This window comes from Mucilaginibacter sp. OAE612, assembly GCF_041806395.1.
Taxonomy (GTDB): Bacteria; Bacteroidota; Bacteroidia; order Sphingobacteriales; family Sphingobacteriaceae; genus Mucilaginibacter; species Mucilaginibacter rubeus.
The window spans coordinates 3497406-3523650 of record NZ_JBGMUW010000001.1 but is presented as its reverse complement, the minus strand read 5'-3'; the positions used below and the strand labels follow the sequence as shown (position 1 = coordinate 3523650).

The 26245-nt window shown below is 43.7% G+C and carries 20 protein-coding genes; 9 read left to right on the top strand and 11 right to left on the bottom strand.

From position 1 onward, the window contains the following. Window positions 1–13 precede the first annotated feature (13 nt). Both glpK and ABID99_RS14580 read right to left on the bottom strand, forming a co-directional pair. Window positions 14–1528 (bottom strand): glycerol kinase GlpK, encoded by a 1515-nt coding sequence (gene glpK / locus ABID99_RS14585; protein ID WP_373614175.1) that lies wholly within the window; start codon window positions 1526–1528, stop codon window positions 14–16. A 57-nt stretch (window positions 1529–1585) separates the two neighbouring features. Continuing rightward, window positions 1586–3166 carry a glycerol-3-phosphate dehydrogenase/oxidase gene (locus ABID99_RS14580; RefSeq protein WP_373614174.1) on the bottom strand — a complete coding sequence of 527 codons (1581 nt, stop codon included), beginning with the start codon at window positions 3164–3166 and terminating at the stop codon, window positions 1586–1588. 152 nt (window positions 3167–3318) lie between these two features. Between ABID99_RS14580 and ABID99_RS14575 the strand changes: the two genes are divergently transcribed. Beyond that, complete coding sequence (locus ABID99_RS14575) at window positions 3319–4083, top strand: DeoR/GlpR family DNA-binding transcription regulator (RefSeq protein ID WP_373614173.1); 765 nt, start codon at window positions 3319–3321, stop codon at window positions 4081–4083. A 4-nt stretch (window positions 4084–4087) separates the two neighbouring features. Here the strand turns inward: ABID99_RS14575 and ABID99_RS14570 are convergent, their stop codons facing one another. Next, entirely contained in the window at window positions 4088–5116 is a 1029-nt protein-coding gene (locus ABID99_RS14570) for a LacI family DNA-binding transcriptional regulator (protein ID WP_373614172.1), read from the bottom strand. Window positions 5117–5374: 258 nt separating this feature from the next. Here ABID99_RS14570 and ABID99_RS14565 point away from each other — a divergent pair, with 258 nt between their 5' ends. From ABID99_RS14565 to ABID99_RS14545, 5 genes are all read left to right on the top strand, one after another. Beyond that, window positions 5375–5995 carry an RNA polymerase sigma factor gene (locus tag ABID99_RS14565; protein WP_373614171.1) on the top strand — a complete coding sequence of 207 codons (621 nt, stop codon included), beginning with the start codon at window positions 5375–5377 and terminating at the stop codon, window positions 5993–5995. Window positions 5996–6074: 79 nt separating this feature from the next. After that, the gene (locus tag ABID99_RS14560) at window positions 6075–7109 is read left to right on the top strand and encodes a FecR family protein (protein ID WP_373614170.1); all 1035 of its coding nucleotides are present in this window, start codon (window positions 6075–6077) and stop codon (window positions 7107–7109) included. An 11-nt stretch (window positions 7110–7120) separates the two neighbouring features. Continuing rightward, window positions 7121–10573 (top strand): SusC/RagA family TonB-linked outer membrane protein, encoded by a 3453-nt coding sequence (locus ABID99_RS14555; RefSeq protein WP_373614169.1) that lies wholly within the window; start codon window positions 7121–7123, stop codon window positions 10571–10573. A gap of 17 nt (window positions 10574–10590) precedes the next feature. After that, window positions 10591–12123 carry a SusD/RagB family nutrient-binding outer membrane lipoprotein gene (locus tag ABID99_RS14550; protein WP_176623948.1) on the top strand — a complete coding sequence of 511 codons (1533 nt, stop codon included), beginning with the start codon at window positions 10591–10593 and terminating at the stop codon, window positions 12121–12123. 83 nt (window positions 12124–12206) lie between these two features. Further along, entirely contained in the window at window positions 12207–13835 is a 1629-nt protein-coding gene (locus ABID99_RS14545; protein WP_373614168.1) for an alpha-L-fucosidase, read from the top strand. A gap of 57 nt (window positions 13836–13892) precedes the next feature. On the opposite strand, the gene ABID99_RS14540 is transcribed toward ABID99_RS14545, so the two are convergent. From ABID99_RS14540 to ABID99_RS14515, 6 genes are read right to left on the bottom strand one after another with little or no spacing between them, the layout of a single operon-like run. Next, window positions 13893–17531 (bottom strand): hypothetical protein, encoded by a 3639-nt coding sequence (locus ABID99_RS14540; protein WP_373614167.1) that lies wholly within the window; start codon window positions 17529–17531, stop codon window positions 13893–13895. 22 nt (window positions 17532–17553) lie between these two features. Continuing rightward, entirely contained in the window at window positions 17554–18441 is an 888-nt protein-coding gene (locus tag ABID99_RS14535; RefSeq protein ID WP_373614166.1) for an ABC transporter ATP-binding protein, read from the bottom strand. A 17-nt stretch (window positions 18442–18458) separates the two neighbouring features. Continuing rightward, window positions 18459–19196, bottom strand: coding sequence for a hypothetical protein (locus tag ABID99_RS14530; RefSeq protein ID WP_373614165.1), 738 nt, complete (start codon window positions 19194–19196; stop codon window positions 18459–18461). After that, window positions 19180–19587: a GntR family transcriptional regulator gene (locus ABID99_RS14525; RefSeq protein ID WP_373614164.1), complete on the bottom strand. Its 408-nt coding sequence runs from the start codon at window positions 19585–19587 to the stop codon at window positions 19180–19182. The genes ABID99_RS14530 and ABID99_RS14525 overlap by 17 nt, the downstream gene beginning before the upstream one ends. Before the next feature lie 11 nt (window positions 19588–19598). Further along, the gene (locus ABID99_RS14520) at window positions 19599–20369 is read right to left on the bottom strand and encodes a hypothetical protein (RefSeq protein WP_176623957.1); all 771 of its coding nucleotides are present in this window, start codon (window positions 20367–20369) and stop codon (window positions 19599–19601) included. Further along, complete coding sequence (locus ABID99_RS14515) at window positions 20362–21210, bottom strand: ATP-binding cassette domain-containing protein (protein ID WP_176623959.1); 849 nt, start codon at window positions 21208–21210, stop codon at window positions 20362–20364. The genes ABID99_RS14520 and ABID99_RS14515 overlap by 8 nt, the downstream gene beginning before the upstream one ends. A gap of 183 nt (window positions 21211–21393) precedes the next feature. On the opposite strand from ABID99_RS14515, the gene ABID99_RS14510 reads away from it, so the two are divergent. The 3 genes from ABID99_RS14510 to xth all read left to right on the top strand — a co-directional run bounded on the left by ABID99_RS14510 (window position 21394) and on the right by xth (window position 23535). Next, window positions 21394–22410 carry a hypothetical protein gene (locus tag ABID99_RS14510; RefSeq protein WP_354482020.1) on the top strand — a complete coding sequence of 339 codons (1017 nt, stop codon included), beginning with the start codon at window positions 21394–21396 and terminating at the stop codon, window positions 22408–22410. Window positions 22411–22452: 42 nt separating this feature from the next. After that, complete coding sequence (locus ABID99_RS14505) at window positions 22453–22644, top strand: hypothetical protein (RefSeq protein ID WP_139159915.1); 192 nt, start codon at window positions 22453–22455, stop codon at window positions 22642–22644. A 111-nt stretch (window positions 22645–22755) separates the two neighbouring features. Further along, complete coding sequence (gene xth / locus ABID99_RS14500; protein ID WP_090524720.1) at window positions 22756–23535, top strand: exodeoxyribonuclease III; 780 nt, start codon at window positions 22756–22758, stop codon at window positions 23533–23535. A gap of 66 nt (window positions 23536–23601) precedes the next feature. Here the strand turns inward: xth and ABID99_RS14495 are convergent, their stop codons facing one another. After that, complete coding sequence (locus ABID99_RS14495) at window positions 23602–24213, bottom strand: hypothetical protein (RefSeq protein ID WP_090524723.1); 612 nt, start codon at window positions 24211–24213, stop codon at window positions 23602–23604. 151 nt (window positions 24214–24364) lie between these two features. Further along, window positions 24365–26224 carry a DNA topoisomerase III gene (gene topB, locus ABID99_RS14490; RefSeq protein ID WP_373614163.1) on the bottom strand — a complete coding sequence of 620 codons (1860 nt, stop codon included), beginning with the start codon at window positions 26222–26224 and terminating at the stop codon, window positions 24365–24367. Between the last annotated feature and the right edge of the window lie 21 nt (window positions 26225–26245).

Here is a 26245-nt window from a genome sequence, read left to right as displayed (position 1 = left end):
TTAAAGATGGATATTAAATAACTGTTACAGGATGCCCGGAATTTGACCAGCATTGAGCAGTGCTTACCGCACGTTTCCAACCCGCAATGCCCGATTTTACTTCATCAAGATCGTCAGCCGGAGTAAATTCCGCTTCGGCGGCCCACAAGTGCTGAATTTCGGCTATATCTTTCCAATAGCCTACAGCCAACCCGGCCATATAGGCTACACCAAGTGCCGTAGTTTCGGTAACTTCGGGCCGGATCACTTTGCAGTTCAATACATCCGATTGAAACTGCATCAGCAGGTTATTGGCTGTTGCGCCGCCATCCACGCGTAATTCTTTTATCTCCATGCCTGCATCAGCCTCCATAGCTTTAAGCACATCCATGGTTTGGTAGGCTATTGATGCCAGTGCGGCTCTTGAAATATGGGCGGCAGTAGCGCCGCGGGTTAGGCCAACAATAGCGCCGCGAACTTCCGGGTCCCAGTAGGGGGCGCCCAAGCCTGCAAAAGCAGGCACAAAATAAACACCCGCGGTATCTTTTACTGATGTGGCCAGCTTTTCAACATCAGCGGATGTTTTGATAATGCCCAGGCCATCGCGCAGCCATTGTACTACCGCGCCGCCTATAAAAATGCTGCCTTCAAAAGCATAGGTGATTTCGCCGTTTATTTTCCAGGCGATGGTGGTAAGCAGGTTGTTTTTTGATTTGATAAACTCATGCCCGATATTCATCAGCATAAAACAGCCTGTGCCATAAGTGTTTTTAACCATGGCTTTATCAATACACATTTGCCCGAATAAGGCCGCGTGCTGATCGCCGGCTATGCCTGCTATCGGGATGCGTTGCGCAAACAAATTATTGGCGGTTTGTCCGTACAGCTCGCTCGACTGTTTTACTTCGGGCAGGATACTTTTTGGGATGTTGAACAGTTGTAACAACTCCTCGTCCCATTGTTGTGTGCGGATGTTGAACAGCATTGTACGGCCGGCGTTGGTTACATCGGTAGCGTGAACTTCGCTGCGGGTTAACTGCCAGATGAGCCAGCTGTCAACCGTGCCAAAAGCCAGTTCACCGGCTTCGGCCTGTGCCCTGGCACCCTCAACATTGTCCAGGAGCCATTTTATTTTTGAGCCGGAAAAGTAAGCATCTATTACCAGGCCGGTTTTATCGCGGATCATTTCGCTATGACCGTTTTGCTTTAGTTCATCGCAAAAGGCGGCGGTACGCCTGTCCTGCCAAACAATGGCGTTATGAATTGGTTCGCCGGTTTTGCGGTTCCAAACTATGGTGGTTTCGCGCTGATTAGTTATACCTATGGCTTTAATATTGCCGCCACCCAAGCCTGCTTTTGCAATAGCTTCTGCGGCAACCCCAATCTGGCCTGCCCAAATCTCATTAGGGTCGTGTTCAACCCAGCCGGGCTTAGGAAAGTATTGCTTAAATTCTTTTTGTGCCGAAGCAATAATTTTACCTGTATGATCAAAAACTATTGCCCGCGAACTGGTAGTGCCCTGGTCGAGCGCTAAAATATATTCCTGCATAATTTGGTTTGGTTTACCTTGGTTTATTTATTGAAAATCACATTAAATTTGCTCATTTTAATGTAGTGTTAGTATATAATTTTTTGCTGTTTCGTTAAATGCATTAATTTGTGCGGCTTCCCATGCTGCATCTTTTCCCAACTCAGCGGCCATAAGGTGTGCTACTTCGGCAGTCATTTCGGTAGCTAAGCGGGCATCTAAAAATAGTACACGGGTACGGCGCGCCAGGATATCCTCAACAGTACGCGCCATTTCATTCCTTACCGACCAGATTACCTCAGCCTTAGTATACCTATCTTTAGGGTGAACCGGGTTTCCCCAATCCGGGTTTTCATTTTGCAGTGCTACAATCTTTTCAATGTCGGCACCATAAACAAACATAGGGTTGGTACGGTCGGGGTTAGGGCGACTGCCATGGATGGGTAGAGATGCAGTTTTACAAGGTGTGTTTGTAAGCCCGCCTGTTTCAATAGCCTTGTCAACAATATCCTCGGCCATTTTGCGGTAGGTGGTCCACTTGCCGCCTGTTATGGTAATTAACCCTGATGCGGAAACGATTAATTTATGGCTTCGGGAAATTTCCTTTGTTTTTGATGATCCATCTTGTGGGGCGGCAAGCGGTCGTAAACCCGCAAATACACTTAATACATCGGCACGGGTAGGGGCTTTGGTGAGGTATTTGCCCGCGGTTCGTAGTATAAATTCCACTTCTTCGTCCAGTGCCACCGGCTCAAGGCTGTGCGAGTTGATTGGGGTATCTGTAGTGCCTATCAATAATTTCTCATGCCAGGGAACTGCAAAAAGTACGCGCCCATCTTCCGTTTTTGGGATCATCAGCGCATCGTCGGCCGGTAAAAATGAACGGTCGAGTACAAGGTGTACGCCCTGGCTTGGCCTAACCATGGGCTTCTTTTCGGGGGTATCCATTTTTAGTACATCATCAACAAAAACGCCGGTGGCATTGATTACAGTTTTTGCCTTTAATTGATAGCTGCTGCCATTTTCAATGTCGGTAGCTTTTACGCCTGTAATTTTATCGCTTGTAGTTTTGATCAATCCGGTTACTTTAAAGTAATTCAGTAAAGTCGCACCTTGTTCAATGGCGGTTTGTGCCAGGTTAATTGCCAGCCGCGAATCGTCGAACTGCCCGTCATGATAAACAACACCGCCGTGAAGTCCTTTTTCCTGGATGCCGGGCAGTCGTTTAATGGTGTCTTTTTTTGAAATATGTTTTGCACGGCCAAAGCTTAGCTTGCCAGCTAATAAATCATAAATGCTGAGACCTATCGTATAAAAAACACCATCCCACCAGCTATAATTGGGAATAATGAAGCTTTCGTTTTTTACAAGGTGTGGTGCGTTTTGTAATAATAATCCCCGTTCACGCAAGGCCTCGCGCACCAGGCCGATATCGCCCTGTGCTAAATAGCGCACCCCACCATGAACCAGTTTGGTAGCACGGCTCGACGTTCCTTTGGCAAAATCGGCCTGCTCCAGTAATAATACAGAGAAGCCGCGCGAAGCTGCGTCGACTGCAGCGCCAAGTCCGGTAGCTCCGCCGCCTATGATGATCAGGTCCCAAACCTTTTCGGTATCGTTGAGGTGGCTAAGGTTCGCTTCTCTTGTAAATGAGTTCATTTTATTTCGATATTTATTCAAATATATAAAATCGAAATAAAAACAAAACTAAATGAAATTAAAAATAATTTTATTTAGTTACATTTGACTAACAAGGAGCGCAGCAAGCTTTATAAACATTACAATTAATTTTTCTTTTTAATTTAGCGATTATGAGTAAAAACACCGACCGGCATAAGTTTATCCTGCAAAAGGTTGAGACAGATGGTTTTGTGAATGTGCAGGACCTGAGCAACCAGTTAAGTGTTTCGGAAGTTACCATCCGGAAGGACCTGAAACTTTTGGAAGATAAAAACCTACTTTTCAGAACGCATGGTGGTGCAAGCCAAACTAACCCTTATGCTAATGACAGGCCGGTAGCCGAAAAGGAGAAACTGAACGGCCCCGAAAAAAGAAAAATTGCCGCAGAAGCAGCGATAAGGATAGATACCAATGATTCGGTTATTATAGCCTCCGGCACTACGATGCTCGCCCTTGCCCGCGCCATGCAGCCTAACAAGCATCTTACGGTAGTTACCGCAGCTTTGCCGGTAGCCCTTGAACTTTTGCAGCATCCGCAGGTTGATATTGTTCAATTGGGGGGGCAAATGCGAAACACCTCATCATCGGTAACAGGTAATTATGCCGAACTGATGCTGGACGATATGTTATGCGGCGTGTTGTTTTTAGGAGTTGATGGCATTGATCCTGAAATAGGCTTGACTACTACTAATTTATCCGAAGCCCGCCTTAACCAAAAAATGATCAATGCAGCTCAAACAACCATTGTACTGGCCGATAGCACCAAATTTGGTAAGCGGGGCCTGGCAAAAATTTGCGCGCTTGATCAAATCAACGAAATTATTACCGATAGCGGTATTAGCCCGGCAATGCTCAATATGCTGGAAGAAAAAGGAGTGAAGGTAACGGTTGTGTAGGCGTTTAAGCCTTCACCGATGACGACCGTACAATCAATTGCGTATCCACTTTCTCAGTCGTAAATTCTTCAACCGGCCATTTGCTTTCTATGGTTTTAATAAGCATTTCTGTAGCCATTTGCCCAATCTGGAAGGCTGGCTGACGTACAACAGTTAATGGTGGATCAAACAGATCAACCACATCCGAATTGGTGAAGCCTGCTATCGCGATATCTCCCGGAACTTTTAAGCCCCATTTTTTTAATATCGACATACTGCTGATGGTTAGCCTGTCGCTGCCGCTAAAAATAGCCTCCGGTTTATCATCCAATGCCAGCAATTCTTTCAGTACAAGCTCCACTTCGTCGTGGATCATACCGCCATGGTTGCAATGTTTAAGGTATTCGGGCCTGAATTCGATACCGTGTTTATCAAGTGCGGCCTTATAGCCTTCAAAACGCTCGTGGCTGATAAGCAGGTTATTTGAATTGGTGAGGTGTGCTATTTTGGTAAAACCCGAATTGATCAAAGCTTCGGTGCCGTTAAATGAGCCCTGAAAATTATTGGCTATCACTTTGTGAGTATTCAGGTCAGGCGCTGCCCTGTCAAAAAATACGATAGGGAAACCTTTATCCAGCAGGTATTTATATTGAGATGTATCGGTTGTTTGCGCTGATAGCGATACCAACAAACCATCCACATGCCGCGATAATAAATGTTTTACATTGGCACTTTCCCTGTCAAATGATTCGTGTGTTTGGGTGATGATAACGTGATACCCGCGGTTATAAGCTATAGATTCAATGCCGTTAATAGCCTGCGAAAAATAATCGTTAGCCACTTCGCAAACCACTACGCCTATGGAGTGGCTTTTTTGTTCTTTAAGACTTAAAGCAATAGGGTTAGGCCGGTAGTTGATTTTTTCAGCGTACTCAAGGACAAGCTTTTTGGTTTCGGTGCCTATTTCATAGCTTCCGTTAAGCGCCCTTGATACCGTTGATGTTGACACACCCAAAGCCTTGGCAATATCCTTAATAGTAACTGATTCAAACATAATTTAGCGTGGCGATCGGTTTTTAAATATCAGGAAATATTTGATACGGGCTAAGTTATTTTAAAAATTGAAATATCTGAGTGTTTTCCATTGTCAAAAGGGTGTGGCTTTTTGGCGATAACTTCTTCAATTCCGGCAAAAGCAATTTTATGTCAATTTAATTGTATTATTGATTTTTAATTAGGTGTAAAATTATTGTTATAATTATTACATTGTACCTGATTTCAATTGTAAAACGTTTTATCCCCTGGTTAAGCTATGTCTCACGAACAAATTGTTCATGACGATCATAATACTGCTGTCTGGCTTGCTTTTAAAGAAGGCAATTGGGATGCTTACACGCAATTATATAACCAATATTTTAAGGTACTCAACAACTACGGGCACAAATTTACCAGGGACGTTAATGTAATTGAGGATGCCATACATGATCTTTTTATTAGGCTTTGGACAAACAGGGCGGGGCTTGGCAATCCTGTATCGGTAAAAAACTATCTTTTCAAATCGTTGCGCAGCATTATTTTCCGTAAGCTGCAGTCGAAATCGCGCTTTGTTGATATTGAGGATGAAGCGGAGCATAACTTTCCCTTTGAAATTTCATTCGATCAGCAGATCATGGCCGATGAGGAAGAGCAGGAACTACAGAAAAAAATTAAGTTTCATGTAAAAGCTTTGCCTGCACGGCAGCAGGAAATTATATACCTGCGTTTTTATGAGGGTTTAGGTTATGATGAAATTGCCGATATTATGGAAATAAATATTAGTTCGGCCTATAAACTGATCTATAAAGCATTCGATAACCTCCAGGATGTGCTAAAAACTTCAAAATTGGCTATTGTTTTAGCCCTGTATTCGTGCTTCTGCATAAATAATCATTAAAAAATAAATTTTTTTTCAGTTTGTAGGGATAATTGGGGTAGGGTGCTGTCTATAAGGAGTAAATAACACCTTATAAACAATGCAGATAGCCAAATACAGTAATTATACCCTGCCGGATTTTTTAGAGGACGATGATTTTCTCCGTTTTGTGATCAATCCCACACATAACGACACTGTTTTTTGGCAGCAGGTCACAGCAGAATATCCGCAACAGAAAGAAATAATTGCCGAAGCTTCAAAAATTATTAAAGCATACCGTAAACAGGATGTTTTTACCAACGAAGAAAATCAATCGAAAGTTTGGCAGAGGATTGAATCAACGTTGCAAAAAGATCGGGTTAAGCCAAAGATCTTCACATTAAACGGGTTCCTCCGTGTTGCTGCGATGTTGTTGCTTGTATCCTCCATAGGTATCGCTTTATGGCTGATAAAAGGCAGGCAAAATGAAATTGATACTACTTATGGAGAGTTGAGCACTGTCACCTTGCCCGATGGCTCAACCGTGGTGCTCAATGGTAACTCGAAATTAACTTACTCCGATAACTGGGATAAAAATTCAAGAGAGGTTTGGATAAATGGAGAAGGATTGTTCAATGTAACGCATATCAATAAAGACCCAGCCCATATTAAGCCTTCTGAAAGATTTATTGTGCATTGCCCTGATATGGATATTGAGGTGTTGGGCACAACTTTTAATGTCAGAAGCAGGCATAATAAGACCAACGTAGGTTTAGTTCAGGGAAAGATCAGGCTTGATTACGTTGATGCCGTAACGGGGAAACAATCGCTTATTATGAAACCGGGCGATTACGTGCAGCATACTTATAAAAAAGCACTTACCCGCATTACTCTTCCCGCTCCTGAAAAAATCACCAAATGGACAAAACACCAGCTTTTATTTAATGATGCCAGCCTGGCGCAGATCAGCGAGATCATGACCGATGATTACGGCTATCAGGTTGATTTTTCAAGCCCCGACTTAACCAATTTCAAAATAGAAGGTGAGATCAACGTGCCTAATGTTGAGGAATTAATTGAAACTATATCCACCACACTTCCGGTGAAAATTACCCGAACAGACAAAAATATCACTATAACAAAATTAAACCCCTAAACGAATAACTTATGAGAAAACTCGACTCATTCATTTTTTTAAGATGTTGCTGTTTCCTGATGGTATTGCTTGGCCGGTCGGCATACGGATATGCCCAAATGGCATTAACCAGTAACAACAGGATCCACGCAAAAAGTTACGGTTATACAGCTCCGCAAGCTGTTGAAAACAAGGTACTCCTAAAAGACGCACTTGAAAACCTGAAAAAACAATTCAATGTTCAGATAGCTTACCAGGAAGGTTTGCTTGATAACAAGTTTGTGCCCGCCAATTTAACAAGTAATATCAGCCAGTTAACGCTTGACGATAATTTGAAACAATTGTTATCTGCATTTCAGTTAACATATCGCAAAATAAATGATAACCAGATCTCGATTTTTACGATAAAGGACTTTATTTCTTCAACCAATGCAGCTGTTGCAGCAGTTACATTAACAGGTAAGGTAGTGGATGCTGGCGATGGGCAGCCGGTTGTTGGCGCATCTGTTTATTTAAAAATGGATAATAAGGTGGGTGCAATTACCGATATTACAGGCAGCTTCAGATTGATAGTGCCAGATAAGTACACGGGTAAGCCATTGACGCTGGTGGTAGCCTATGTAGGATACAACCAGGAAGAAGTTTCCGTAACTGACCCTGCATCACCTTTGCAAATTAAACTGATGCAAAATAACAAAGCCCTTAATGAGGTTGTGGTTACTGCTCTTGGTATCAGCAAGCAAAAAAAATCATTGGGCTATTCGGTGACTGAGGTTAAGGGTACCGAATTTACTCAGGCCCGTGAAAATAACGTGGCTAATGCGCTTACCGGTAAAGTAGCCGGTGTTAACGCGGCGGGCTTATCAACCGGTCCGGGCGGTTCAAGCCGCGTGGTGATCAGGGGTAACGGCGGTCTTGCCGGTGATAACCAGCCATTATATGTGGTGAACGGTATGCCGATTGATAACAGCGTACCCGGTGGCCCTGCTACGGTTAATGGTATTACCAATAATGTTGACCGCGGTGATGGTATAGCAGCTATAAACCCCGACGATATTGAATCAATCAGCGTGCTTAAAGGTGGTACTGCTGCCGCGCTTTACGGTTCAAGGGCTGCAAATGGTGTTATTTTGATCACCACCAAAAAAGGCCGGATCCAGAAAGGGGTAGGGGTTGAGTTTAACTCGACAGCCACCTATGATAATGTAGCTGTATTCCCAGATTACCAGTACGAGTACGGGCAGGGCGATGGCGGCGTAAAACCAACCACCTTGGCGGCTGCGCAGGCAAGCGGAAGGCGCTCATGGGGTTCGAAAATTGACGGCTCTACTGATTATGTAGCTGTTGATGGGAAAACCCACCCTTATGTTGCACAGAAAAATAATCTTAAAAACTATTATCAAACAGGTAGTACTTATACCAACAGTCTGGCTTTTTTGGGCGGCAACGAAGCTTTTACCTACAGGTTTTCGGCTGCCGATTTGAACAGTAAAGGTATTTTGCCGGGTACTACCTATGATCGTAAAACTTTTAATCTCGCCCTGAACGGCAAACTGAGCGATAAGCTATCGATTGAGGCTTTAGCACAATACAACGTTGAAACCGGTCATAACCGTACAGGCGCAGGCGATGCTTTGGGCAACCCAAACTGGACCCCGCTTGAGGTTGCTAATACCGTTGATGTTCGCTGGTTGAAGCCGGGCTATGATGCTTTGGGCAATGAACAGATCTGGAACGATGCATCCATCGCGTCAAACGGATATTTTGTGATCAATAAATACAAGGAAGATGATGTGAAGAACCGTTTTATTGGCCAGGGATCAGTTATTTATTCGCCTATAAAAAACCTTACTTTCAAAGCCACCATCAGCCGCGATTTTTTTAATTACAACTATACCAATATACTACCAACCGGTACGTTGTACATACCTAATGGCCAGTATGCAGGCATTAAATCGGATGTGTCTGAAACCAATGAGTTAGCTACCGTTAGTTATAAAACAAAGATCATTAGTGATTTAAATGTAAATGTTTTGGGCGGCGTAAACAGCCGTAAATACACAACCAATCAGCTAACGCTTAATGGTTCGCAATTTACGATTCCATATTTTTACAGCTTTACCAACCTTGCAGTTTCATCAACCCTACCATACAATGCCAAGATTGTGACCAACTCGATTTTTGGCTCCGCCGATTTTGATTACAAGAGCCTGGTGTTCCTGTCATTCACCGGCAGGAAGGATTGGTTTTCAGTGCTTAGTCCTAAAAGCAACAGTATATTTTACCCAAGCGTGGGCGGAAGCTTCATCCTCTCGGATGCAGTTAAACTCCCTGATTTTTTTAATCTTGTAAAACTACGTGGCTCATGGGCCCAGGTAGGCGGAGGCGATCCTGATGCATATGCTATCAACCTTACTTACAGTAATGTGCCAAGTGCCGGGCAACCTCTGCAAAATGTAACCAGTAATAATATTACCAACAGCACTCTTAAACCATATACTTCAACAACATTTGAAGGTGGTTTTGAATTGCAGATGCTTAAGAACCGTTTAGGTTTGGATGTTACGCTGTATGATCGTAAAACAACCAACGACATTGTAAATACGGCAATTTCTTCAACATCGGGTTATAATAACGTGATCCTGAACGTTGGTCAGGTAAGCAACAAGGGTATTGAAGTATTATTGAATGGTACGCTTGTAAAAACGAGCAGTTTTACCTGGAGCGCGAGTTATAATGTAGCCTATAATGATAATAAAGTGGTTAAGCTGGCCCCCGGCCTTAATACCATTCAGCTGGCCACTTCGGTAGGTAACTGGGGTATTTTAGATAACATTGAAGGTAAGCCCTTTGGCATGCTGATGGGTACCCGCATGCAAAGGGATGCTAATGGTACTGTAGTATTTAATGCTACAACAGGTTTACCGGTACAAACCCCGCTGCAACAGTTAGGTAAAAGCGTTGCCCCACTTACCATGGGTTTAACCAACGAATTCAGGTATAAAAGAATTTCGTTAAGCTTTTTGGTTGACGGTAAGTTTGGTAACAAGGTGTTTTCGGTTATGGAAGTTTACGCCACTCGTTTGGGCTTAATGAAATCAACATTGCCGGGAAGGGAAAACGGCTTAGTATTGAACGGTGTTGATCAAACTGGTGCTCCTTACACCCGCACGGTACCTGTAAGTGGTCTGAGGTCATACTATGATAATTACAAAACGTATTCCGAACTGTTTTTGCACGATGGCAGCTTTGTTAAACTTCGCCAGGTTATCCTGTCATATGCACTTCCAACAAGTCTTTTAAACAAAGTTAAGATCCAGTCGGCCAGTATATCATTTGTGGCCAGGAACCTCTGGACTATTTATAAGCAGACAGATAATTTCGATCCGGAGCAAAGCTTTACCAATAGTAAAACTCAGGGCTTCGAGTCTATTGGCTTACCGCGTACACGTTCACTTGGTGTAAACCTGGCTGTTAAGTTTTAACAATTAAATTGAATACGATGAAAAGACATTTAACCAAATATATTTATTACGCACTAATAATGCTTGGCATTATCGCCACACAATCGTGCACTAAAAACTTTGATACGCTAAACATCAACCCTGATGCATCATCAAAAGCGGTACCACAGTACATTTTTACCAAATCTCAATATGACGGTACAGCACGTATGCTTGATTTGTTACTGGGCACCATGCAGTACACCACCAGTTTTAATGACGTGGCCGGTTTCGGGTCAAAATATGTATTGAGCCAGGGCCCGCAGTCGGCGGCAGCTTTCTCCAATGCTTATCCTAATGAGATCAACGAATTAGGTGAGGTTTTAAAGGCAGTTGGCACCGATGCTTCACTGGTAAACCTGCAGGCCGAAGCGAGGATCTGGAAAGTATATTGCTTCAGCAGGCTTACCGACTTGTATGGCGATATCCCATATTCGCAGGCTGCACAGGGTTATAATCAGGCTATATATAAGCCGGCTTACGATGCACAAAAAGATATCTATGCCGATTTGTTGAAGGAGCTTGACCAGGCGGCCCAAAGCCTTGATGCTGCCAAGACAACTTTCGGTTCGGCCGATTTAATTTATGGCGGCAATACCGTAAAGTGGAAAAAGTTTGCTTACTCGCTTATGCTCAGGTGTGCCATGCGCATGACCAAAGTTGATATCGCTCAAGCGCAAACATGGGCAACAAAGGCTATAGCAGGCGGTGTTATTTTAGATGATGCCGATGTGGCCAAAGTAGCTTACGTTGGTGCCGGCCAGGACATCAACAAAAACCCTTTAGCGCTTGATCTTTATAACAACGATTATATTGCAGGTAACGGCAGTACCAATACCGAAGGAGGCAAGTACCAGGATGTGTTTATTAATTATCTGAAAGCCAATAAAGATCCGCGCCTGGCCGTAGTATCTGTAGTGTGGAACGGCGGCGTAGCTGATACTACTTCAGCTATTCAAAAAGGTATGTCAGCAGGATTAAATGCCAAACCTGCCGATTTTGTAACCTATTCAGAGCCAAATCCTAAAACGATATTGCTGTTAAATTCTCCGCGATTGGTTTTTACCGCTGCCGAAAGTTATTTCCTGTTATCTGAAGCTGCCGCAAGGGGATGGTATACCGCTGCTACCGCCGAGTCATTATACCAAAATGGCATTGCCGCATCCATGCGTCAATGGAGCATTATTGCCGGTAGCGCAGGTACTATTACAACGGCCCAGATCAACTCATACATTAACGCGCATCCTTTTAATACAGGTGGCACGCTTGATCAAAAAATGGAGCAGATCTATACCCAGTTTTGGGTTGGCATATTCCCTGATGCGCAGGAGGTTTTTGCAAGCTACAGGCGTACAGGTTATCCTGCTCTGGTGCCTAATAATTATGTTGGTAATGCTACAGGCGGTAAAATATTCAGACGGATGTTATACCCTGTTGGCGAGCAAAACCTTAACGCGGCATCATATGCCGCTGCTATCTCCCGTCAGGGGCCGGATGATTTTTTAACCCGGATGTGGTGGGATAAACAATAATGTTAAAGTTTGATTTGTTAAATTAGTTGATGTTGTTTCGGGGAGGGCGTGGGGCCTTCCCTGATTTTTTTAACCTTTTTTTGATGTATAAGAAATACCTTTTTTTCCTGCTGCTGTTTTGTTGTATTCAGCGCGTATCGGCACAAAATGATTTGGTTAAGGATGATAATGCAAGTAATTATAACCTGAACAAACCCGAGCGCGAACTGTGGCTTAAAAATACCGGCTTGGGCTTGTTTATTCATTTTAGTATGGATAGCCAGCTGGGTGTGGTGATCAGTCACTCGCTGGTTGGGGCAAGTGACGATTACGTAAACCGTTATTTTAATGAGCTGCCCAAAACTTTTGATCCCTCCAAGTTTGATCCGCACCAGATAGCAACGCTGGCAAAACTGGCCGGCATGAAATACATTGTGTTTACTACCAAGCATCATTCGGGTTTTTGTATGTGGGATACCAAAACAACCGATTTTAGTATAACCCATACACCATACAAGAAAGACCTGTTAAAAGAGTTTGTGGATGCCACTCGCGAAGCAGGTTTGCAGGTAGGATTTTATTTTTCGCCCGAGGACTTTAATTTTCTTCGCGATCATCATATACCTATTAGTCGTACCGATGTGAAGATGGATACCCAAACCCGCCATGAATATGACGAATACACCCGGAAGCAATGCGAGGAACTGATGACCAATTATGGTAAAATAGATATACTTTTTATAGATGGCGATCCTAAGGAAGTGGTAAAGCAAACCTGCTGGAAGTTACAGCCGGACTTGCTGATAACCCGCGGCGCCATCAAAACGCCTGAGCAGATCATGCCGGGTGCCATGATCAATGAGCCATGGCTGTCATGCATTACGATGGGAACTGCCTGGGGATATCAGCCAACTAACGAGCGCTATAAATCGGGCACCCAGTTAATTGGTTTATTGATAGAGGCGAGGGCCAAAGGTGGCTCCCTGTTGTTAAACGTTGGCCCGAAGCCTGATGGCGCCTTGCCCATTGAACAGGAAGAGCGGTTACGGGAAGTGTCGACCTGGTATTTTGTTAACCGCGAATGTATTGACAGTGTGCGAAGCTGGGTGATCAGCAAGGAGGGCGATACCTGGTTTACCGCTAAAAACGGGCATACACTTTATGCCATTGTTACCAATGCGGCTGATTGGAAGGAGGGGAGCCGCAAAACTTTTCTGATCCGTTCTGCCATCGCCAATGATCAGACTCAAGTAAGCGTATTGGGGCAAAATAGTAAGGTGATTGAATATAAAACCGATGATGTAAGCTGCCGGTATAAGCAAACCGATAAGGGGCTTGAAGTATCTGTTGTAAAGGCGCAGCGTATTTATGATGATCACCGCTGGCCTAATCCGGTAGTGATCAAACTGGAAAATGTTGACCCCGTTTTTAAAGAAGCCGCCATTGTTGAAACAGGTGCGGGTTCAAAAATAAAGACCGGTGCAGTTTTAAAAGGTAAAATCCTGAATTACAAAAGTATTTCGGCAAAAAGGGCCCGGTTTGATTATCGCCCTTACCATGGACAGGTAGAAACTTTATATGCAGGTAAGTGGACAGCCGGCACCTGGGTAAATATTAAGACTGATGGCACTTTTGAAGCGACCATTCCACTAAAAGCCGATTACGAATACAAGGCTATAGTTGAACAGGCTAATGTTGAAATAGAAGGGGAGAACAAATTATTTAAGCCGTAAAATTTGGTGAGATTATGAAAAACGGGGGTACGTTTTGCGCAACCCCGTTTTTTGCTTTTAAAGGTCTTTGATATTATCGTTAGGATTTCTGTCAATGAGTTTACTGAACGGATCGATGCCTACAGAGGCGGGCTGGCCTTTAACAATAACACTGATTTGCTGTACCCCGCGTTTAAGCTTATACTTTTTGATGTACAGGGTATTACTCACCATCCGGTTACCGGCACCTTGAACCTGCTTACCGAAAATCCCGATATCAATATAATCGTTCATGTTTACAGCCGGGATATCGTTGTTTTTGGCATCCTTCCAAACTTTGCTAACATCAAGCTTAAAAGTAATTTTATATTCATTTTTATTACCTGTCGGTTTGCTGCTGGCTTCAACCACCCTGTTATCATATAGTGTGATCTTTTGCCAGGTATCGGTAAGGTAATACTGCAGCGAATCGGGCACATGCTTTTGAAGGCATTGATAAAGATTGTTGGCGCCGGCAAACGGGCCGTCTGTTTTAAAAGTATAGGCCTTTTTAAATTCGCGCAGTGCCACGTTCAGACTGTCTTCGCCAATCAGGTCGCGCAAACCATACAGTGCCACGCTTGCTTTTCCACCCCATAAAAACCATTGATTGGCCTTGATCAAGGGATGCTCGTTTTCATTAAGGTGCCGCCTGATAAACAGGTAATACCATAACTGGTCTAAAACGATATAACGCATGTTGTCCTTACCGTATTTATGTTCGGACATTACCAGTTGATCATAGTTTGAAAGGCCCTCGGGGATCACTAAACTTCCTACAGTGCTGTTTGGGGCTGTCTGGAAACGCCACCATTGTTGCGACAGCAGCCTTGTTGTATTGGCATAGCAATAATCAAAGCTATTGGGATCCCTGAAATCGGCATTCCAGCCAAAGTATTCTGCGTAAGTGTCCAGCGTTGTCATGGAGGCATCCTGCGGACCGTAAACAGAAGTTTCCACCAGTCGGATATCATTAAACGGATAGGCACCATAAACCTTGCTGTAATAATTTAAACCATCTTTATAAGCCGCGATATACCTGTCGATATTGGTGCTGTGCTCAGGATTATAATAAACCTCGATATTTACGTTGTGGTCCAGTTGAACAGCGGCTTTTTTTACGGCCAGTCTTTCGGATATAATCCCCATTGGCATATACATACCGGGCTTATCCTGCACATAATGGAAGTAGTTACGGCCATTCTGCTGCCAGTTTTTTACGAGCTGCCCCGGAGCAATAGCTGTTTGACCGGCGAGTGTGCCAACTGTAACATCAAGTTTCAAAAGATCGGCGGCCCTACCTGCTTTAAGTGTATTGATGCCTTCAGTATTATTTTGCTGTATTTCCTCCTGCTTTTTTTCGGGCAAACCAGCCTTTTTGCGTTCATAAGGACTGTTTAATTCGTCATCTTCATCGTAGCCTAAACCCGGTAATCCTCCGTTAAAGAAGGTACCGTTGTTAATGAGAGCTGCAGCATACATGCCATTGGTAAACCCTTTATGCACTATTTCTGAGTTGATCTCTAATGTTAATGAATCGCCCGGCATTAGCGGTTTTATGAACTTGTATAACCGGAAGTCAGCAGTATCTGTCTTCGGCCTGAACCAGTTGAAAAATCCGCGGGGATAAAGCAGCGGGGTAGTAAACGGAACCAATACGCCATTGGTTTTAAGCGAATAATTGGTGAGCTCATCGCCGTCGAGCAGCATTTGTGATATGGCAACTTTGTTTTTATTGATGATGGTTACCAATGCGTGTGTGGCTACCTGTTGTTTATCCGGGTAAAGCTCTACCTGCATTTTTATGCTGGTTACTTTAGGCAGGGAAAGGTGCTCATATTTTTTGAGCGATTTTTCATACTGCACGGCCCTTGCGGTATTTTCATACTTGATGAGATAGTTGTTTAAAAAGCTCACATTGTAGTAATTCCATGCGCCTACAGCCAAAAATGCTATGGCTACTATTACAGTGATCAAGGCTGTACTGCGATTGAAGCGCTGAGGTAGCAGGCGTAATCGTTCTTTAAAGGACGATGTTACGCCTCGGTAATAAAATAATCCCGAAACAACGATCAGCAAACCAGCAAACAACATCCAGTACAGGTTGAACCAGCTAATGGGCGCTGCCATATGCCCTATGCCAGTCATATCAGATATTCCCGACGATGGGGTGTACGAGTACAGCAGCAGATTATAATCAAAAGTGCCGGTTTTGCGCAAAAAGAAAACAATCACCCATAAAAACACGCCTATGCCATGGGCTGCAAATTTGTTGTTGATAACAACGTGCACAACATAGCAAAAAACAACCATCTGCAGCAAAGCGGGCAGCAATATGTAGGCTATGTAGAGAAAGTACACTGATAGATTCAATGTGTGATAACCTTTTAATAATTGAACGATAACCCCGGTTAGTATGGGTAGGAAGGATAAGCCGGTACTAATAAGTAATAAGGTGATGAGCTTCGATCCGTTTAAAATCCAGTTTGGAGGCGGGAGAGAGTCATTGATAAATGCATAGCGGGTTGCCCTGTCACGGTGCAGGGTTTCGCCGGTATAAAACATCAGGATAAAGAAAATGAAAAAGGGAAAGGCATCGTTGAAGATCGCCAACAACGTAACTGTACGCGGAAAATCCGGTACGCCATTCCTGTTGTCGCCAAGCCAGAATACAAAACCGAGGAATAAGCTGCCGGCGATTAATATGATCCAGAAGTAGTTATCGCGGATGATGTTAAGCAGCTCAACCTTTACCAGGTTACTCAAGGTATTCCTGCTGTACTTGCCTGTAAAGCTAACTGTGGGTTTAATGATTACGGCATTCCGGGCTTTAACACCAACTTCGTCAATGGCTGCTTTATCACGTCGGCCACTAAAAAAGCGCTCAAAATTAAACCGTAGATAAGTGAAAATTACAACAAGTAACCCAATACCACCCCATACTATACGATTGAGCATAAATGTACCTGTTACCGGGAATAAAGTGGTGTTTTGCTCATTGACACTTGAAGAATTGGTTTGCATCCTGATGCCATTGAGGCCGAAAGGATCGCTGAGGTTTATTACTGTTGGATTGTTTATGTGGTTAAGGAAAAACAGTGCGATAAAGTAAAACAGGAATAGCAGGATACCCCCAAAGTAGATAACTTTCACGTTGCGGGTAATAGCAACCAGGCCAAAAAACAACGAAGATGTGAACAACACATTTGGCAGACCGATAGTAAAAAACGGGTGCAGGTAGTAAATGAGGTTATTAGGGCCGTATTGTTTTGCATCCGTCCATCCCATAGCAGGACCAAGTTTGGTGCCGATAAATGCGCCGATAATAATTGCCGATGCTATAAAGATCATGAAAACGAACGAGCCCAAATAACGGCCCCAGAAATAACCGGCTTTGGTGATAGGGTAGGTTAGGTAGTAATCTTTTGTATTGTACTCAATATCGCGGTACAAAGCGGTGCCCATAATGGAGGAGCTCACGAGCGTCATCATCATAGTGATGCCCGAACACCACAACGCAAGTACATAAGGCGCGTTGATGTGCTCTTTTTCGCCTAATGGTAACGAGCCTGTTGAAAAAGTGAACACTGTAAATATCAGTGCTGCCAAAAAATAAAGGTAAACGGCTGGCCTGCGGACCCGATTCCGGATCTCGAACAGAAATATTTTAAGGAACATAAACTATTGGTTTATAGTAGTTTTAAATGGTATCTACATCTATACGTGTGGCGATGTTGCTGAAGTATACATCTTCCAGGTTTGGCGTGCTGCTGATAAAACCGTTGCCGGGGTCGGCTTCGTTGATAATGCGGATGTGGAGTTTGCCGGTTTTAAGTTGCGTTGATATTACCTGGTAATCATCTTTGTAAAAGCCCAACTCTGATTGGGTTATCACTTTGCTGTAGATTTTTCCGTTCAATTCATTTACCGCGTTTTCAGGGTCACCTGCATATAACACCTCGCCCTGGCAAATGATAGCGAAATTAGCGCAGAGTGTGCTTACATCCTCAACAATATGGGTCGACAGGATCACTATGGTGTTTTCACCCAGGCGGCTCAGGAGGTTATAAAAACGGTTTCGCTCGGCCGGGTCAAGGCCTGCTGTGGGTTCGTCAACAATAATCAGTTTGGGATTACCGATTAGTGCTTGTGCTATTCCAAAACGCTGTTTCATACCGCCGGAGTAGGTGCCAAGGTGCTTTTTCCGGTCTTTATAAAGGTTTACGTTTTCCAGTAATTGAAGCACAAGGTCTTTGCGTTCGGCGTTGTTGCCAACCCCTTTGAGCTGGGCAATATGGTCGAGCATTCGTTCGGCCGATATTTTGGGATAAACACCAAACTCCTGTGGCAGGTAACCGAGTAGCTGTCTAACTTCGGTTTTATTTTTCAATACATCCAGTTCATCTAAGAAAATGCTGCCTTTATCGGCTTCCTGCAGGGTGGCTATGGTACGCATCAGTGATGATTTACCGGCGCCGTTTGGCCCAAGCAGGCCAAACATGCCATTATTAAGGGTCAGCGAAACATCTTTTAAAGCATGTACGCCGTTGGCATAGGTTTTAGAGAGTGAGTTGATTACTAATTTCATGATTTGCTAAGTTTTGGTCATTTATTATTACGGATCATCCTTGTATTTCCATTCAGGACGAGTTTAGCGCTGTCGGCAAGTTTATAGGTTATGTTGCTGAGGCTATCGTCCTTGATCCATAAGCGGCTTTTGTTTCGGATATCGAGGTTGGTTTTACTGAATTGGTTACCTGTTTCAATAGATAGATTTGAAGAGCTATTGTTGCTTTTACCGATAATGGCATTTAATACATTAAACTTGTTGTTTTTTAGCAGGACAGTGGAAGCATGGTCCTGGATAATGTTGAGCCCGTCCCCGTTGAAACCACTGATGGTAGTAGCGCGCCATTTGAAGTCTTGCGCGGCAGTGGTATCGACAATTTCAGTGTCGCCTGCCTTATATTTTGCATCGGCGTAAAACGCGTTTAATTGCGGCATGGATATGTACAGAACGTTTGGGGCTTGTACATTATGAAAGTTATCTTTAAACGCGGCACGAATAAAGAGCGAATCGTGCCGTTGTTCAATTTTCATGAACTCCATGGCGGCAGGGTCAGCAAGTATTTTGAATGGCCCTTGAACCAGCATAATATTGATAGCCGTCGATGAACCAAGCTCAATAACCTTGAAGTTTTGGAAATTTAGGTTGTTAAAGCCATTATAAGGGTTTTTATACTCACCTTTAAAATATTCTGCTTTCAGCTGAAAGTCATAGATCCCAACCGAAACTATCAGTAACAATACCGCGGTAAGTAAGAATTTATTGCTTGTTTTCATCGTTGCTTGCCTGGTTTAATTCATTATTTTGTTGCGCCTGGAAATGTTGATATTGAAGGCTGATCTCATCTATCGATATACCTAACAGGTACATGTTTTTAAAAAGTTCGGGTAAGTTCTGACGCACAAAGTTTTCTTTGCGGTAAGCTTTTACTTTGTCAAAGCCATTCTCTGCCACAAATAAACCCAGGCCGCGTTTGTTATAAATAATTTCGAGCCCCTGCAAAAATTCGTACGATCGCATAACCGTATTTGGGTTTACTTCCAGCTCAACTGCCATATCACGTACCGATGGGATCTTTTGCCCGCCGGGCCATTTGCCCATCAGGATCTGATCGCTCACAAAAGCCGCTATCTGGAGGTATATCGCTTCGTTGTCTTTAAATTCCATGATCGTCTTTTTTAAGCCTGTTTCTCCTTAAACCTAAAATATGCCGCTATCCAGATCAGCAGCGATATAATAGGAATCACAATAAAAGCCCAGGCAGATTGCTGCGCATTTAAACCAATGGAGTAAAAGTTCATACCATCCTGGAAATTGAGAAATGAAAAAGGCGTTACCGGTTTGATTGGCCTGCCAACAATAAATCTTACGAACACTGTATTCACAAGGATTAGCAGTGCATAAAAAATAAAGAAACTGAAACCTGTTTTTATAAAGTGTAATTTTTCGAACCGGATTGCTCCATATATCGTGACGGCATGCAGCAAGGAAAACAATATCATCACCAGTACAAATTTATCCTGAAATAGGGTGAGTATTTCAATTTGATGCGCCGGCCAGGGTTTGAGATTGATCAGGATAAATAATACCAGGTAAAAAACGCCTGTGTACACCAAAAGGAATATAACATACGAATAAACCCAGCCGACCATAAACTTCTCGAGTTGTGATGCAGGCAGGGTTAACATTGGAACTGCCCGGCGCTTATCACCCAGATCAGTAAAAACAGTGCTTGTAAATAATGGCCCTGCGATAATCATGAGTACTCCAAACATGGCCATCTGAAAGCCGGCATCTACCGGACCCGGGATCATATAAAACACAAACGAACCGCCAAGTAAAAATACCCCTGCCAAAACCGCTGCCGACATTAAATAGGCGCGGTAATGCTCAACAGTGTGCTTCATAAACAACAGGCCAAAGCGCTTTAAACTGAAGTAATTATTCATGATTTGTGCTTGGTTTTAGTGCGTTTAGTAATTTGCTGCTATTGGTTGTTGCTGCGTTAAATAATAACTCAAGGTCCATTTTTCCGTACTTGCCGGTGGTGTTTTGTACAATAGCGTATTTGCCCATGAGGGTTTCTTCTTCGTACAGCGCATTCATCCCGGTAAGGTCTTTAAAAACACCGAAAAATAGTTTCTCGGTAAGCTCGTCTACCGTATTTTCAATCACTATGCGGTGGTCATCCAAAATCAACACGGTATCAATGAGGCTGTCCAAATCCCTTACCTGATGGGTTGAAATAATGATGCAGCGCTCTTCATTTAAAACCGATGCGATCAATTTTCTGAACTGGACCTTTGAAGGGATATCAAGCCCGTTGGTAGGTTCATCAAGGATCAGCACGCTGGTATTGGTAGCCAGCCCGAAAGCGATGATCATCTTTTTTTGCTGCCCGTATGACATTTTGGTCATCAGCAGATCGGGATCAATATCCAATATTTTCAGATAACTGTAAAAGTCGGTAATGCTGAAGGCAGGGTAGAAGCTCGCTGTCCTGTCCAAAAATTGTCCCGGAGTTAACGCCGGCACGTAAACCTCTTCCGCAATAAAATAAAGGTTTTGTAAGGTTGATACCAATCGTTTTGAACTTTCTGTTCCGTTGATAAGACATTTGCCCGATTGCGGAAAAGCCAGGCCGGCAATATTTTTCAGCAGGGTTGATTTCCCTGCTCCGTTTTTACCCAGCAGGCCATAAATGTGGCCGGCCTTTAACGAAAGGTTCAGATTTTTGAACAAGGGCTTCCGGCTGTTGTAGCTAAAATTCAAATTGCTTATTTGAATCATTTTATAGTGTATTAGTATGGTAGTACACTACAAATGTAATTAAACATTTTTAAAATGCAAGAGGTTTTTTAATGGGATCATGACAGCGTATTGCAATAAGGTTTAGTCAAGTTGGAAATATTACCTCATAGTTAAAACCTTGCTAAGAAAGGCTTGTTTAATGGATACTAAATTTAAACCTTTATGGCACTAAAAAAAATTGCACAAACCCGCTGGGATATTGAAAGCGAGCGGGTGACATTGTATCCTTATCGTATTTATAATGTACTTAGCATTGGTTTCGCGGTAATATTTACGGCATTTATCATTTTCTTTTGTAAAACACTTTATCCCGACCCCTCGCAATCCGTATCGCTTATGATAACCATGTTCCTGGGGCTGACGATTATTGTTGGCATATTGTGGGGAGTTGGCCGTACATCAGTGGTTTTTGATAGCAGTGCACGGGTAATGCGTAAAAAACTTTTTGGTTGGCTTAATATTCGTTCTGAAAAATTTGACGATTTGGATAACATAGGCGTTGTGCGTAATACCATGGGGGGCTATAATTATCGCGCTTTTCCAAAAAGAAACAAATATGGAAAAGGGGTTGTAGTATCGGCAAATTATACAAAGAATGATGATGCGAACGCAATTGCCTTAACCCAGGAAGCGTTCCCGGTAATTATGCAATTCCTTTCGACGGGTTACATTGAGCCCACTTATGCCGATACAGCTATTACCGATTATAAATTTTATGACACCCACCCGCCTTATTATGCAATTAAGCGTAAGTGGATTGGCGGGCTATTGATTGGTTTATGTTTGATAGCCCTTGCTTTAAATGAATTCATCAATCAAGCTATGACTCATGATTCGGACCTTTTTCATAAGGTTTTAGTTATTGGGGGATTTTTGCTGGGGGGAGCAGCGTTTGTGTTTTCCGCCTTTACTAAAATAGTTTTCGATACGGCGAACAAGACTGTAAGCAGGATCAATCCGCTTGGTGTCGGTAATCAGACTTTTGCCTTTGCCGATTTTATTAATTTTCAAATCACCAGGCGTACCTATAATTTCGTTTACTCGGGTACCGATATTAACATGTATTTCCAGGTACCGGGATCTAACAAGCAAAAAGCATTAGTTATTAAAAGCTTTTCCAGCACGAAAAAGATAGACCAGTTTTTGCAGGAAACAAGGCACATTATGGCCCTTAAATAGTCATTTAGGAAAACCTATCCCGGGCTTGGTGGTTATTAAGATATGTCAAAAAAGAGAACCATGCCAAACGAGCCAGATGAAATGCCGGTAAACCCGGAGCGGCCGGAGATCAGGCAGCCTACGGACCCCGGAGAGCCGGAAATGCCCGAAGAAGCGCCGGAAAATATCCCGAATGAAATCCCCGATACTGAGCCAAGCCAGCCTGAAGTGGACCCGGATGAGTTTGAAAAGTAAGGGAATAATTTACCGCTCATGAATCATTGCAACTAATTGCTTGCGATGGGTGGCCGTGCTTTTAATATTTTGGAACATGCATGATATAACCTAAACTATTTAAATTGCATCATGAAAATAGCTACGTATAACGTAAATGGTGTAAATGGGCGCCTGCCTGTTTTACTCCGCTGGTTAAAGGAAACATCCCCTGACGTTGCCTGCTTGCAGGAACTTAAAGCTCCACAGGAAAACTTTCCGGAGCAGGCCATACTTGATGCAGGTTATAAAGCCATCTGGCATGGCCAAAAAAGCTGGAACGGCGTTGCAATACTGGCAAAAGACAGGGAAATTACAGAGGTATGCCGCGCACTTCCCGGCGATCCGGAAGATGAGCATAGCCGTTATATTGAAGCACTTGTTGATGGTATTACCATTGGCTGCCTGTACCTGCCTAACGGCAATCCTGCACCCGGACCCAAGTTCGATTATAAATTAGGTTGGTTTGAACGCCTTAAAATTCACGCAGCCGGTTTACTTGCTGCTGATAAACCGGTTATATTAACCGGCGATTATAACGTAATGCCTACCGAGCTCGATGTTTATAAACCCGAGCGCTGGGTAAATGACGCGCTCTTTCGCCCTGAAACACGCGAAGCCTTTAAAACACTGGTAGAACAGGGCTGGACGGATGCTATCCGCAAAATTTATCCTACCGAAGTGATTTATACCTTTTTCGATTATTTCCGCGATGCCTACGGCCGTAACGCCGGTTTACGGATCGATCATTTTTTACTGAGCCCTCACCTGGAAAAACGTCTGGTAGCTGCAGGTGTAAACCGGGATGTACGAGGCTGGGAAAAAACAAGCGATCACGCACCGGTTTGGATTGAACTGAAGGATGATGAATGAGTTTAAGAATTGAAGACTTACGAAGTTTTTAAAACTTCGTAAGTCTGGTTCAAAAACTTGTTGCGCTTACCTCCGCATACCAATGTTTTCGTGTACCCATTTGGCCTCTTCTTCCGGGGTTACTTTATCAATGGTACTGTTTACCCTGCTAAAAGTAGCCCCGGGGAAATCATAAGGTTTGCTATCGTCAAAAAACGGACCGACAACGCCAAGCATCCACCCGTTTTTAGCAGCCCAGTGGGGTGGGTTTACACGGTATTTAAACACCTCGTAGTGGATAAAATTGTTTCTGCCGTCAAAATCAATGGTAACCCGTTTAATATGTTCAATTTCGTCGGGGCAGGCATCCAATTCGGTAGGGAACTCCAGCCATTGGGCCAGTGAGCTTTCCGCCCCTTTAATAAGCGTAAGGTATGCCTCCGGGAACAAGTGTAATTCCTCAAGTTCTTTTAAATACAAAAAGGTGTCGTAGCGGGTAAGCAGATTTTGGGCAAAGGGCAAAACATCTTCGGCGGTTAAACCTGCAGACGCTTCCGCCTTTTTATAAAGTGGTAAAATCCTTGCTGATCGCTCCAATTCAAGTTTCTTCTTTTTCTTCTTAACATCAAATAACCTGAAAGCCGCAAATGCTATAATAAAAACTATAATGGTAATTACAATAAGCGTGGTTAGATCCATAATGCAATGAATGTAAGCTTTTATACGGACGAATATCAAATTTATCGTGTTACCAAAGTAAAATCGACACTTAACGTTTTAACCAGCGCCGGAGTAGTTGCAGTTAAGGCCCTGTTATTCTTATTGATAGCGCTATTCATGTCGCCATCCTTTAGGCTGTAACTTTACTCCCGACTGCTTCCACAGCCGGGATTTTCAATGATTTTCCCTGCGCCAGTAATTCGGAAGTGATGGCTCGTGTATAGGTTTTGATCTCGTTCTGGAATTCGGTAACGGATGCTCCTGAACGGATCTCTTCCAGACGTTTTTCCCATGTTCCGGTAAGTTCGGCCTGGGCTATCTGCTGATTTTTTACTACCTCATAAACGGCAATGCCGGTAGTTGTGGGTACCAGGTTTTTCTTTTCCCTGATAATATAATTGCGTTTTAGCAGGGTTTCAAAAATGGCCGCCCGTGTTGCCGGCGTTCCGAGGCCGCTGTCTTTCATGGCATAACGCAGCTCTTCGTCGTCAATCTCTTTGCCTGCTGTTTCCAATGCTTTAAGCAGGGTGGCTTCGTTATATAGTGGCCGGGGTTTAGTTTGCTTTTCAAGCAGGGCTTTGGCAGTTATCGGGAGGTTTTCGCCTTGTGTTACTTTAGGCAGCGTTGCGTTCTCTTCGTCCTTTTTGTCGTCTTCCTTATCGTTAAATACAGAACGCCAGCCGGCAGTATGGATCACCGTTCCGCTGGCGTTGAATTTAGCGCCCGATTGTACCACAATTTTGGTAACCTCCTTAATACAATCCTGGTGAAATGCTTCGAGCATACGACCGGCCACCATATCGTAAATGGCCTGCTGATCGGGCGAAAGCTGGTGCGGGTTTTCGCCGGTGGTAAGCACGGCGTGGTGATCTGTTACCTTTTTTGCATTTACACTTCGTTTGTTAAGCGTAGCGCTGCCCAACGCAATGGCTTGTTTGCCAAACAGCGGATGTTGTTCCAGCTTTTCAATTAATGCAGGTACACCTGCAAAAACATCGTCGCCTATATAGCGGCTGCCGGTACGGGGGTAGGTAACCAGTTTGTTTTCGTAAAGGTTTTGGAGGATGGTAAGGGTTTGATCGGCGGTGAAACCTTTGCGTTTGTTGGCTTCCTGCTGCAGACTGCTCAGGTCGTGCAGCAAAGGAGGTGGTTCTTTACGTGGTTTTGCTTCTACCTGTAAAATATGACCGCCCTGCGGAAAGCCGCCTTCAATATCCTGTACCTTGTCAAGCACGGCCTGTGCTTCATCTTTTGTTTTATAATTTTCGGCAGATATCGCTTTAAATACCTGCCCGTCTTTATCGGGGTGAATGCTTACCTGGTAAAATGTTTCGGGTACGAAGTTTTTGTTTTCCAGGTACCGAGAACAGATCATGGCAAGGGTGGGGGTTTGCACCCGGCCTAATGAAAGTACCGCGCCACGGATCCCCGATGAAAGACTAAGTGCCTGCGTGGCGTTCATACCTACCAGCCAGTCCGACTGGGAACGGCAATGGGCCGAATTGAACAGTGTATCATAATCGCTGCCGGGCTTCAGGTTACGGAAGCCCTCTTTGATAGCCTCATCAGTTTGCGATGAGATCCAGAGCCTTTTAAAAGGCTTTTTGCATTTTAAGTAATAGTAAATATAGCGAAAGATGAGTTCCCCTTCGCGCCCGGCATCCGTTGCTACAATGATCTCAGTGGATTCATCAAATAGCTTTTGAATGGTATCCAGTTGTTTTTTTACTGATGGATCATCCACCAAACCATCCTTGGTTTTTACTTTACGAATAGAGAGCTTAAACTTTTGAGGCAGCATCGGCAGGTGCTGAACGCTCCAGCCGTAATAACCATACTCCTGCGGGGCGGCAAGCTGCAGCAGGTGACCGAAAGCCCAGGTAAAGGTGAAACCCTTGCCTTCAATATAACCGTCTTTCTTTGTAGTTGCCCCAAAAACTTTGGCAATTTCCCTGGCTACAGATGGTTTTTCGGCTATAATAACTTTCATAAATGTTGTTTCCCATGCCCC

What these genes read in the sequence shown, in the direction of transcription:
- glpK (WP_373614175.1), bottom strand. Translation starts at nt 1,528, where the DNA reads ATGCAGGAATATATTTTAGCGCTCGACCAGGGCACTACCAGTTCGCGG.
- ABID99_RS14580 (WP_373614174.1), bottom strand. Translation starts at nt 3,166, where the DNA reads ATGAACTCATTTACAAGAGAAGCGAACCTTAGCCACCTCAACGATACC.
- ABID99_RS14575 (WP_373614173.1), top strand. Translation starts at nt 3,319, where the DNA reads ATGAGTAAAAACACCGACCGGCATAAGTTTATCCTGCAAAAGGTTGAG.
- ABID99_RS14570 (WP_373614172.1), bottom strand. Translation starts at nt 5,116, where the DNA reads ATGTTTGAATCAGTTACTATTAAGGATATTGCCAAGGCTTTGGGTGTG.
- ABID99_RS14565 (WP_373614171.1), top strand. Translation starts at nt 5,375, where the DNA reads ATGTCTCACGAACAAATTGTTCATGACGATCATAATACTGCTGTCTGG.
- ABID99_RS14560 (WP_373614170.1), top strand. Translation starts at nt 6,075, where the DNA reads ATGCAGATAGCCAAATACAGTAATTATACCCTGCCGGATTTTTTAGAG.
- ABID99_RS14555 (WP_373614169.1), top strand. Translation starts at nt 7,121, where the DNA reads ATGAGAAAACTCGACTCATTCATTTTTTTAAGATGTTGCTGTTTCCTG.
- ABID99_RS14550 (WP_176623948.1), top strand. Translation starts at nt 10,591, where the DNA reads ATGAAAAGACATTTAACCAAATATATTTATTACGCACTAATAATGCTT.
- ABID99_RS14545 (WP_373614168.1), top strand. Translation starts at nt 12,207, where the DNA reads ATGTATAAGAAATACCTTTTTTTCCTGCTGCTGTTTTGTTGTATTCAG.
- ABID99_RS14540 (WP_373614167.1), bottom strand. Translation starts at nt 17,531, where the DNA reads ATGTTCCTTAAAATATTTCTGTTCGAGATCCGGAATCGGGTCCGCAGG.
- ABID99_RS14535 (WP_373614166.1), bottom strand. Translation starts at nt 18,441, where the DNA reads ATGAAATTAGTAATCAACTCACTCTCTAAAACCTATGCCAACGGCGTA.
- ABID99_RS14530 (WP_373614165.1), bottom strand. Translation starts at nt 19,196, where the DNA reads ATGAAAACAAGCAATAAATTCTTACTTACCGCGGTATTGTTACTGATA.
- ABID99_RS14525 (WP_373614164.1), bottom strand. Translation starts at nt 19,587, where the DNA reads ATGGAATTTAAAGACAACGAAGCGATATACCTCCAGATAGCGGCTTTT.
- ABID99_RS14520 (WP_176623957.1), bottom strand. Translation starts at nt 20,369, where the DNA reads ATGAATAATTACTTCAGTTTAAAGCGCTTTGGCCTGTTGTTTATGAAG.
- ABID99_RS14515 (WP_176623959.1), bottom strand. Translation starts at nt 21,210, where the DNA reads ATGATTCAAATAAGCAATTTGAATTTTAGCTACAACAGCCGGAAGCCC.
- ABID99_RS14510 (WP_354482020.1), top strand. Translation starts at nt 21,394, where the DNA reads ATGGCACTAAAAAAAATTGCACAAACCCGCTGGGATATTGAAAGCGAG.
- ABID99_RS14505 (WP_139159915.1), top strand. Translation starts at nt 22,453, where the DNA reads ATGTCAAAAAAGAGAACCATGCCAAACGAGCCAGATGAAATGCCGGTA.
- xth (WP_090524720.1), top strand. Translation starts at nt 22,756, where the DNA reads ATGAAAATAGCTACGTATAACGTAAATGGTGTAAATGGGCGCCTGCCT.
- ABID99_RS14495 (WP_090524723.1), bottom strand. Translation starts at nt 24,213, where the DNA reads ATGGATCTAACCACGCTTATTGTAATTACCATTATAGTTTTTATTATA.
- topB (WP_373614163.1), bottom strand. Translation starts at nt 26,224, where the DNA reads ATGAAAGTTATTATAGCCGAAAAACCATCTGTAGCCAGGGAAATTGCC.